The organism is Streptomyces catenulae, from assembly GCF_000718015.1.
Taxonomy (GTDB): Bacteria; Actinomycetota; Actinomycetes; order Streptomycetales; family Streptomycetaceae; genus Streptomyces; species Streptomyces catenulae.
Genome location: NZ_JODY01000001.1, coordinates 19,831 through 29,197, shown reverse-complemented (window position 1 = coordinate 29,197; position 9,367 = coordinate 19,831). Strand labels below are relative to the sequence as shown.

Here is a 9,367-nt window from a genome sequence, read left to right as displayed (position 1 = left end):
GGAACTCATCATGACCGACGAGACGGCGAACTCCCGCAGCGCGAAAGAGGCCGGTGCCGCCGGGGCGACCGGCGACACCTCCGCCCCCGTGACCGACGCACCGCAGCCCCGCCCGGAGCGGACCGGCCCGGCCGACGCCACGGCCACGGACACCCCCACCGCGTCGGCGGGCACCACGAGGAACGCCACCGGCGGGACGGCCCTGCGCCCCGGTCAGGAGCAGCCGGACACCGCGCCGGACACCCCGGACGAGCCCCCGGCGGCCACCGGCAAAGCCACCGGGACGACCGTGCTGCGCCCCGGCGCACCGCTGCCCGGGGCGGCGGAGGGCGGGTCCGGGGCGGACGCGGAGCCGGACGCGGAGGCCGACGCCGGGTCCGGGACGGACGGCGGCGCGGCCACGGAGGAGACCGCGGACACCGGCGCCCCGGAGGCGGACGCGGCGGCCCCCGCACCGGCCGCACCGGCCGCCGGGAAGAAGGCGTCCGCCGGGCGGCGCGGCCTCGGCCTCTTCCGCCGCATGGACGCGGCGGTGGGCGCGGCGGCCGGAGCGGCCGGGGGGACGGGCGCGGAGACCAGGGCGGAGAGCGGCAGCCGGGTCTCCCCCGGTGTGGTGGCGGGCGCGGCGCTGGCCGGGGTGGTGCTGCTGGGCGCGCCGTTCGCGATCTCCGCGCTGAGCAAGACCTTCGCCGCGTCCCCGACGAACGCCGCCGGAGACCTGACGCAGCCGCTGCCGGACGCCGGGAGCGACGGCGGCAGGGGCTTCGTACCCGTCCCCGGCGGCGTCCGCGACGACGGCGGCACGGCGCCCCGGACGGACAGCCACGCCCCCGCGGACAGCGGGAACGCCCCCGGCGACGGCAGCGGCGGCGGCTCCGGCACCGGGCCGCACACCGACGGCGACGCCACCACCCGCACCGACCCGACCGCCGGGAGCGCCGACCACGGCGACAAGGCGGCCACGGACGACAAGGGGTCCGGCTCCGACGCGCACGCCCGGACGCTGGCCACCCGTACCTTCACCGCGTTCGCCGGGCCGACCTGCGCGAACACCGCCAATGCCGGGTACCACGAGATCGGCGCGTACGGCGACGGCAAGGAGGGGTGGCTGACGCGGACCGGCGGGTCGACGGCCGGGGGCTGCGGGGGCGGCTCCCGGGCGATACCGATGTCGGGGGACGCGGACTCGCCGGACTCGGACGTGACCGCGTACTGGCAGTTCAATTCCGGGATGAAGTCGGCAAGTTGCCGCATCTCCGTCTACATCCCCCAGGGCAAGAGCCCGGTGGAGGTGGGCGGGGCTCCCGCGCGATACTCGGTGCACAAGGGCACCAAGTGGTACGGCGGGGACCTCGCCGGGTTCCACATCGACCAGCCTCGCAACAAGGGAAGCTGGGTGCTCGGCACCACCGTCCACGTGGAGGGCGGCCGGTTCACCCTCCGGGTGACCAACGCCGGGCAGGACTGGAAGGGCGACACCTCGACGCTGGCGCATGTCGCCGCGGCCCAGGTGAAGGCCGAATGCCGCGCAGAGTGAGCACGTTCGGGCCCGGTGCCGTCACGGCGCCGGGCCCTGGAGGGAGTTAGCGGCGATGAGCCGTCAGGTGCTGGCCGTGGGGCCAGACGGGTCCGGGGCGTTCGCGACGATCGCGGAGGCGGTGCAGGCGGCGCCGAGCGGTGCGCTGATCACCGTGGCCCCGGGCCGGTACGCCGAGGCGCTGGTCTTCACCGGCATCGTGACCGTCGTCGCCGCGGAGGGCCTCGGCACGGTGCGGATCGCACCGCGCACCGGCTCCGCGGTCACGGTGGCCGCCGAGGCGGTGAAGCTGACCGGTCTGGTGGTGCACGGCAGCGACCCGGAGCGTCCGGCCGTGGACGTGGCCGACGGCCAACTGGAGCTGGACGGCTGCGAGGTCGGCGGCGCCGCGTGGGCCACCGTCCTCGCCCGCGACACCGGCACCCTCGCCATGCGCGACTGCGAGGTGACCAACCCCAAGGGCGCCGGGATCGTCGTCACCAGCGAGGCGGAGAGCGTCATCGAGGACTGCCGGCTGGCCGACCTCGGCGCGTCCGGCATCGTCATCGGCGACCACGGCGACCCGCTGGTGCGCCGCTGCACGGTCCGCGACGCGCGCGGCAACGGCCTCTACGTCAGCGGCCACGGCCAGGGCACCGTCGAGGACTGCGACTTCTCCGGGACGGCGCAGCCCGGCGTCGCGCTGGAGGACGACAGCGCGACCCGGCTGCTGCGCTGCCGCATCCACCGCACCAAGGCCGTCGGTCTCCATCTGGCCAGCCGTAACCAGGTGCTGGTCGAGGACTGCCGGGTCGAGGAGACCGGCGAGGAGGGCGTGACCGTCGCCGAGCACGCCGATCCGCTGGTGCGGCGGCTGCGGGTGGCCCGCACTGCCGGGCAGGGCGTGCGGATGTACGACTCGGCGCGGGGGCGGTTCGAGGACTGCGCGATCGAGGCGAGCGAGGGCACCGGTCTGTGGGTGGGCGGTGCGGCCCGGCCGGTCTTCGTGGACCTGCGGGTCACCGACGTCCGGGGCACCGGTGTGGAGCTGACACAGGACTGCGTACCGGAGCTGGACCGGCTGACGGTGACGGAGCCGCGGGGCATCGGCCTGCGGGTGGCCGAGGACGCCCGGCCGACGCTGCGCCGTACGGTGCTGACCGGCGGCGGGGCGCACGGTCTGGAGGCGTGCGACACCAGCCAGGGCCGGTTCGAGGACCTGGAGATCACCGGCACCCGGCGCAGCGGCGTCCAGATCGGCGGGGAGGCGCGGGCCCGGCTGACGATGCTGGTCGTCCGGCAGAGCGGCGCGGCGGGGATAGCGGTGTCCGGCACCGCGTCGGCGCGGCTGCGGGACTGCGATGTGGCCGGTACCGGCGGTGACGGGCTGTCGGTCGGCTCGGGCGCCAACGTCGTGGCGACGCAGTCGCGTTTCCACGACGGGGAGCGCAACGGCATCCTGGTGGCGGCGGGCGGCTCGGGCACCTTCACCGGCTGCGAGGTCTTCGGCAACCGCGGCGACGGCGTCCTGACGCACACCGACGGGCAGTTCGCCCTGCGCTCCGTCTCCACCTGGGAGAACGGCGGCGCCGGGGTGCACCGCACGGTGGTCAGCGAGAACGCCCTGCTGGAGGAGGTGATGTCGCGCGGCAACGGGCTGGCCGACATCCACGGCGAGGCGGCGGACGCCCCGGCGGCGGGGCGCGGTGAGCCGCGCGGCGGGGCGGACGTACCGGCCGCGGGCAGCGCCGCCTGGGACGCGGCGACCGGCGCGACGGACAACGCCGCCGGTGCGCCGTCCGGCGCCGGGCCGGAGCCGGACGGGCCCGCCCCCGAGGAGCCGAAGAAGGAGAAGAAGAAGGCCCCCGCCTCGCCGCTGGAGGAGCTGGACCAGCTGGTCGGGCTGGCCTCCGTCAAGCACGAGGTGACCACGCTGGTCAGCCTCAACCGCATGGCGCGGCGCCGCGAGGAGATGGGCATGACGGTGCCGCCGATGAGCCGCCATCTCGTCTTCGCCGGGCCGCCGGGCACCGGCAAGACCACCGTGGCCCGCCTCTACGGCACGATCCTCGCCGAGCTGGAGGTGCTGCGGTACGGGCATCTGGTGGAGGTGGCGCGCCAGGATCTGGTGGCGCAGGTCGTCGGCGGTACCGCGATCAAGACGACGGAGGCGTTCAACCGGGCGCTCGGCGGGGTCCTCTTCATCGATGAGGCGTACACCCTCACCGCCCAGTCCGGCTCCGGCGGCCCCGACTTCGGGCGGGAGGCGGTGGACACCCTGGTCAAGCTGATGGAGGACCACCGCGACGACGTCGTCGTCATCGCCGCCGGGTACTCCTCGCAGATGCGCAGCTTCCTGTCGTCGAACCCGGGCATGGCCTCGCGCTTCAACCGCACCGTGGAGTTCCCCAACTACACGGTGGACGAGTTGGTGACCATCGTCGAGAGCATCTGCGAGCGGCACGAGTACGCCCTCGACCCGGCCGCCCGGGACGGGCTGGACACACTGTTCCGGCAGATGACGCGGGACGAGACGTTCGGCAACGGCCGGGCCGCGCGCGGGGTGTTCGAGGAGATGGTGGACCGGCAGGCGTTCCGGCTGGCGAACGAGGTGAACGCCACCCCCGCCGACATGGTCCGGCTGCTGCCGCAGGACCTCGGCGAGATCGCCGGATCCGGCGTCGGCGCGCACGCGGCGGGCGGCGACGAAGGGCAACTGGACACACTGCTCGGCGAGTTGGAGCAGATGGTGGGGCTGGCGGAGGCGAAGCGGCAGGTCTCGGACCTGGTGCATCTGCTGGCCAACGCCCGGCAGCGGGAGGCGGCGGGGCTGCCGTCGCCGTCCCTCAGCCGCCATCTGGTCTTCGTCGGCCCGCCCGGCACCGGCAAGACCACCGTGGCGCGGCTCTACGCCAAGCTGCTCAAGGCGATGGGGGTGCTCGCCGGTGGCCAGGTGGTGGAGGTGGCGCGCGCCGATCTGGTCGGGCGGTACGTCGGCCACACCGCGCAGATGACCACCGAGGCGTTCGACAAGGCGCGCGGCGGGGTGCTCTTCATCGACGAGGCGTACACCCTCACACCGTCCGAGCGGGGCGGCAGCGACTTCGGTCAGGAGGCGGTGGACACCCTCGTCAAGCTGATGGAGGACCACCGCGACGACGTCGTCGTCATCGCCGCCGGATACGAGGCGGAGATGGGTTCCTTCCTCGCCTCCAACCCCGGTCTGACCTCCCGTTTCTCGCAGCGGGTGGAGTTCGGCAACTACGACGCCGACGAGCTGGTGATCATCGTGAACCGGCAGGCGAAGGCGGGCGGCTACACCTGCGCCCCGGAGCTGGAGGCGCTGCTGCGCGCACACTTCGCGTCGGTGCCCCGGGACCGTAACTTCGGCAACGCCCGCTACGCCCGCAAGGTCTTCGAGTCCCTCGTCACCCGCCAGGCGGGCCGCCTCAGCCGCCAGACGTCCCCGAGCCGCGAGGAGCTGCTCCAGCTGGTCCCGGAGGACTTCCAGGAGACGTCACTGACCTGATCCGCGGAGGGGCGGGGCCGTGGCCTGATCCCCGGCCGGGCGGGGCCGTACGGGGCGGCTCCGCCCCGCTCGGCGTTCAGTCCCGTCCCTCCTGGCGGCTCCGGCGGCGGTGGTCGACGACGCCCCAGCCGATCGCCCCGGCGAGCAGGGCGCCGCCCAGTGCGGTGGTGCCCAGACCGGTGCCCGCGGCGCCGCCGAGACCGGTGTCGGAGCCGCCCTTGGGCAGACGGCCGTGGTCGGCGGCGACCACGGTCAGGGTCCCGGTCAGCGTGGTCCTCCGGTGCCCGCGTCCACCGTCCCCGTCCGACCGCCCACCGCCGTCCGTCCGTACGGCGGACACCGCCCGCGCCGTGACCGCACCCGCCGGACCGGCCGCCACCGTTCCGTCCACCGGCGCCCCGGCGGGCAGCCCGGCTCCGGCGGCGTCTCCCGGATCCACCGGCGCGCCCGCCGCCCCGTCACCGGGCAGCACCGCCCCACCGGACGCCCCGGGATCCCCGGGCACGGGCGACGCGCCCTCCCCGGCTCCGGCTCCGGCTCCGGCCCCGGGCAGACCGTCGGCGGGCGGCGTCGCGCCGCCACCGGGAGCCGCCCCACCGGGAGCCTGACCACCGGGAGCCGTCCCGCCGGGCAGGCCACCGCCCGGCAGGCCACCGTCCGGTGCCGTGGCGCCCGGATCCGTGGCGTTCGGGTCCGTGGCATTCGGCTCCGTGGCGCCCGGACCGCTCTGGGGTTTCAGCCCGTCACCCGCCGACGGCCCCTGTGCGCCGGGCCGTCGACCGTTCCCGCCGTGGCCGCCGTCCTCGCCGCCGTCGCCGCAGACCACGGTCACCTTGTACGAACCGGGCTCGACGGAGTCGGGGACCCGGGCGGTGCCGCCCACCTGGTTGCGGAGCGTCGACAGCTTCATCGTCGGTATGCCCGCGCCGTCGAACGTCGCCTCGCCGCTCTCCCCGGGGCAGTTGCCGCCGTCGAAGACCGAGAACTCCTCCCCGGGGGCGACCGGGTCGGGCTGGACGACCGCCCGGTGGGCGTCGCCCGCGGCGAGGACCGGCCCGGCGCCGGTCAGGGCCAGCGAGGCGGCGAGGGCGCCGGTGGCCGGTACGTTTCGGAGGACGTGCCGTATGAACATGCACCGAGCAGACCCCGACCGCCCGCCGGGCGCACCTCGGTCCGGGCCCGCACCCCGCGCCGCGGGCCCCGAGCGGCGTCATCCGTGCAGGTCACGGGCGGCGCTCCGCCGACCGGGTGGCGGCTGGGCCGGACGGGGAACGGCGGTCAGCGCCCGGGCGTGTCCGGAGCGTCGGGCTGCCACGTCATCCACTCCCCGGGCACCGGCAGCGGCCGGAACCCGGCCTTCTCGTAGACGCCGTGCGCGTCCCGGGTGGCGAGCGCGACCCTTGGCAGTCCGCGCGCCGCGAGGTCGGCGGCGACCGCCCGGACGAGGGCGGTGCCCAGACCCAGACCGCGGTCGGCCGGATCGACGTAGACATCGCAGAGCCAGCCGAAGGTGGCGTGGTCGGTGACCACCCGCGCATACCCGGCCTGGCGGCCCGAACCGCTGTCGTACAGGCCGAAGTTGATCGAACCCGCCACCGCCCGCTCCTGCCGTTCCCGGCTGCGGCCGGACGCCCAGTAGCTGTCCTCGGACAGCCAGCGGTGCAGCCGCTCGTGGTCCAGGCGCGCCGGGTCGGTGGACAGCTCGTAGCCCGCGGGCAGGTGTGCATCCATGACCGGAGAGTCGCAGACCGGCAGGCGGGCGTCGAGCCCTTTCCGGCGGAGGGTTACGGTGCGACCTCCCGCCAGGCGGTGGCCAGGCGGTGTACGCCCTCGGCGAGTTCGGCGGGGCCGGAGGCGGAGCCGAAGGCGAGACGGAGATGGGCCGCGGGCGGCTCGGCGGGGAAGTACGGGCGGCCCGGGGCGACCGAGACCCCGGCCCGCAGCGCCGCACCGGCCAGCGCCTCTTCGGGGACGCCGTCCGGCAGCCGCAGCCAGAGGAAGCAGCCGCCCCGGGGCACGCCCGGCGCCGTACCGCCGTCCGCGCCCATCAGCTCCGGCAGCCGGGTGTGCAGCGCGGTGGTCAGCGCGTCCCGGCGGACGGCCAACTCCTTGGCAACCGTGCGGAGATGGCGCGGCCAGGACGGCGAGCCGACCAGCTCCAGCGCGGTCTCCTGGAGCGGCCCCGGGACGAAGAAACTGTCCACGACCTGGATGGCACGCAGCCGGTCGAGGACCGGTCCGCGGGCGGCCAGCGCCCCCACCCGCAGGCTCGGGGAGGTCACCTTCGTCAGCGAGCCGACGTGCACGACGGTGCCGTGCGCGTCGTCGCAGATCAGCGTCGGCGGCAGCGCGGACGCGGGCCCGTGGGCGAGGCGGCGGGCGAAGTCGTCCTCGATGACGAACGCCCCGGCGGCCCGCGCCACCCGCAGCACCTCGGCCCGCCGCCCGTCCGCGAGCACCGCGCCCGTCGGGTTCTGGAACAGCGGCTGGCAGACGAAGAGCCGGGCGCCGCTGGCCCGGAACGCCTCGGCGAGCAGATCGGTCCGGACGCCGTCCGCGTCGAGCGGCACCGGCACCGGCCGCAGCCCGGACGCGCGGGCGGCCGCCAGGACGCCGGGGTAGGTGGGCGACTCGACGAGCACCGGCGCGCCGGGCGGGGCGAGCGCCCGCAGCGCGGCGGTCAGGGCGCTCTGGCCGCCCGCCGTGATCAGCACATCGTTGCCGGACAGCGCGCCGCCCGGACCGCCGATCTCCCGCGCGAACCACGCCCGCAACTCGTCCACCCCCGCCACCGGCGGGCGCCGCCACGCCCCGGGGCGGCGCCCGGCCCGGGCCAGCGCGGCGGCGAGGGCGCGTTCCGGCTGGAGGTCGGGGTGGAGGTAGCCGCCGCTCAGCTCGACGACGCCGGGCGGCGGTACGGCGAGGGTGGCGAGCACCCCGGAGGCGTCGACACCGCGCGGCACCTGGTCGGCGGCCGCCTCGGCGCTGAGCGCGATCTCCTGCCAGGAGGTGTCGACGGGGTGCGCGGTGCGGGCGGGCGCGGCGGCGCGGAAGACCCCGGCGCCGGGCCGGGTGACGACGAGCCCCTCGGCGGCCAGTTCGGCGAGCGCCCGGGAGACCGTCACCGGGCTGACGCGGTACCGCTCCCGCAGCGCACGACTCGACGGCAGCTTCTCGCCGTCGGAGTAGCGGTTGACCTCTTTCCGCAGGGCTGCGGCCAGTTCGGCGACGCTGCTACGCTCATGCATGAGAGCACACGATAGCGCTATCGGCGCCGCGCGGATAACGGTCGACACCCCTTCGGCCCGGCCCCCGGCCTCCGGCACCGCCCCGGCCGGACCCCGGCCCACCGGCACCGCCTCCGCCCCTCCCCCCGACACCGCCCGCGGCGGCATCCTTCTGGCCGCGCTCGGCGTCGCCGCGTTCTCGCTCACCTTCCCGGCGACCGTCTGGGCGCTGGAGGGCCTGGGCCCGTGGACGGTGGTGATGCTGCGCAGCGTCCTGGCCGCCGCCGTCGCCGGCGCCTGCTTCGCGGCACGCCGCACCCCGCTGCCCGCACGGCGCCACTGGCCCGGTATCGCCGTCGTGGCCTGCGGGGTCGTCCTCGGCTTCCCGCTGCTGACCACGCTCGCCCTGGAGACGACGACCACCTCGCACGCGGCGGTGGTCGTCGGTCTGCTGCCGCTGACCACCGCCGCGTTCGCCGCGCTGCGCACCGGGACGCGGCCGTCGCGGACGTTCTGGCTCGCGGCGCTCACCGGTGCGGCGGTGGTCATCGCGTTCGCCCTGTACCAGAGCGGCGGCCGCCCGGGCGCCGGTGACCTCTTCCTCTTCGGGGCGCTGCTGGTCTGCGCCGCCGGGTACGCCGAGGGCGGGCGGCTGGCGCGTGTGCTGCCCGGCTGGGAGGTGATCGGCTGGGCGCTGGTCCTGGCGCTGCCGGTGACGGTCACGGGCTCGGCCCTCGCGCTCACCGCCGAGCCGCCGCACCCGACGCCGCACGCGGTGGCCGGGCTGCTGTGGCTGGCGGCCGGTTCGACCTTCGCCGGGATGGTCGTCTGGTACCGCGGGATGGCGGCCGTCGGGGTCGCCCGGGCCAGCCAGATCCAGTTGGCGCAGCCGCTGCTGACGCTGGTCTGGTCGGTCGCCCTGCTCGGCGAACACCTGCCGCCCGCGGCCCCGGTGGCGGCTCTGGCGGTGCTGGCCTGCATCGTGGTCACCCAGCGCGGCCGGGGCTGAACCGCAGGGCCCGGGGCCGGGCCGCGTCCGCCCGGCCCCCCGCGCGCGCCGGATGCGCCGTGCACCCCCGGACGTAAACTGGCCGC

6 protein-coding genes are annotated in these 9,367 nt (G+C 76.3%); 3 read left to right on the top strand and 3 right to left on the bottom strand.

Annotation, left to right across the window (positions count from 1 at the left end):
* Positions 1-10 precede the first annotated feature (10 nt).
* Together IF23_RS0100130 and IF23_RS0100125 are read left to right on the top strand one after the other, a co-directional pair.
* Positions 11-1,537 (top strand): RodZ family helix-turn-helix domain-containing protein, encoded by a 1,527-nt coding sequence (locus IF23_RS0100130; protein WP_030278353.1) that lies wholly within the window; start codon positions 11-13, stop codon positions 1,535-1,537.
* Positions 1,538-1,592: 55 nt separating this feature from the next.
* Positions 1,593-5,045 (top strand): right-handed parallel beta-helix repeat-containing protein, encoded by a 3,453-nt coding sequence (locus IF23_RS0100125; RefSeq protein ID WP_030278351.1) that lies wholly within the window; start codon positions 1,593-1,595, stop codon positions 5,043-5,045.
* 76 nt (positions 5,046-5,121) lie between these two features.
* Here the strand turns inward: IF23_RS0100125 and IF23_RS0100120 are convergent, their stop codons facing one another.
* From IF23_RS0100120 to IF23_RS0100110, 3 genes are all read right to left on the bottom strand, one after another.
* Complete coding sequence (locus tag IF23_RS0100120) at positions 5,122-6,177, bottom strand: hypothetical protein (protein WP_030278349.1); 1,056 nt, start codon at positions 6,175-6,177, stop codon at positions 5,122-5,124.
* A 146-nt stretch (positions 6,178-6,323) separates the two neighbouring features.
* Positions 6,324-6,776: a GNAT family N-acetyltransferase gene (locus IF23_RS0100115; RefSeq protein WP_030278346.1), complete on the bottom strand. Its 453-nt coding sequence runs from the start codon at positions 6,774-6,776 to the stop codon at positions 6,324-6,326.
* Between the two features lie 53 nt (positions 6,777-6,829).
* Positions 6,830-8,293 (bottom strand): aminotransferase-like domain-containing protein, encoded by a 1,464-nt coding sequence (locus IF23_RS0100110; protein ID WP_030278345.1) that lies wholly within the window; start codon positions 8,291-8,293, stop codon positions 6,830-6,832.
* Here IF23_RS0100110 and IF23_RS0100105 point away from each other — a divergent pair.
* On the top strand, positions 8,292-9,281 hold the full coding sequence (locus IF23_RS0100105; RefSeq protein ID WP_030278343.1) for a DMT family transporter: 990 nt from the start codon (positions 8,292-8,294) through the stop codon (positions 9,279-9,281). The two genes, IF23_RS0100110 and IF23_RS0100105, sit on opposite strands and share 2 nt — an antisense overlap.
* Positions 9,282-9,367 lie beyond the last annotated feature (86 nt).

Coding starts and splice junctions, on each gene's coding strand:
- IF23_RS0100130 (WP_030278353.1), top strand. CDS start 11: ATGACCGACGAGACGGCGAACTCCCGCAGCGCGAAAGAGGCCGGTGCC.
- IF23_RS0100125 (WP_030278351.1), top strand. CDS start 1,593: ATGAGCCGTCAGGTGCTGGCCGTGGGGCCAGACGGGTCCGGGGCGTTC.
- IF23_RS0100120 (WP_030278349.1), bottom strand. CDS start 6,177: ATGTTCATACGGCACGTCCTCCGAAACGTACCGGCCACCGGCGCCCTC.
- IF23_RS0100115 (WP_030278346.1), bottom strand. CDS start 6,776: ATGGATGCACACCTGCCCGCGGGCTACGAGCTGTCCACCGACCCGGCG.
- IF23_RS0100105 (WP_030278343.1), top strand. CDS start 8,292: ATGAGAGCACACGATAGCGCTATCGGCGCCGCGCGGATAACGGTCGAC.
- IF23_RS0100110 (WP_030278345.1), bottom strand. CDS start 8,293: ATGCATGAGCGTAGCAGCGTCGCCGAACTGGCCGCAGCCCTGCGGAAA.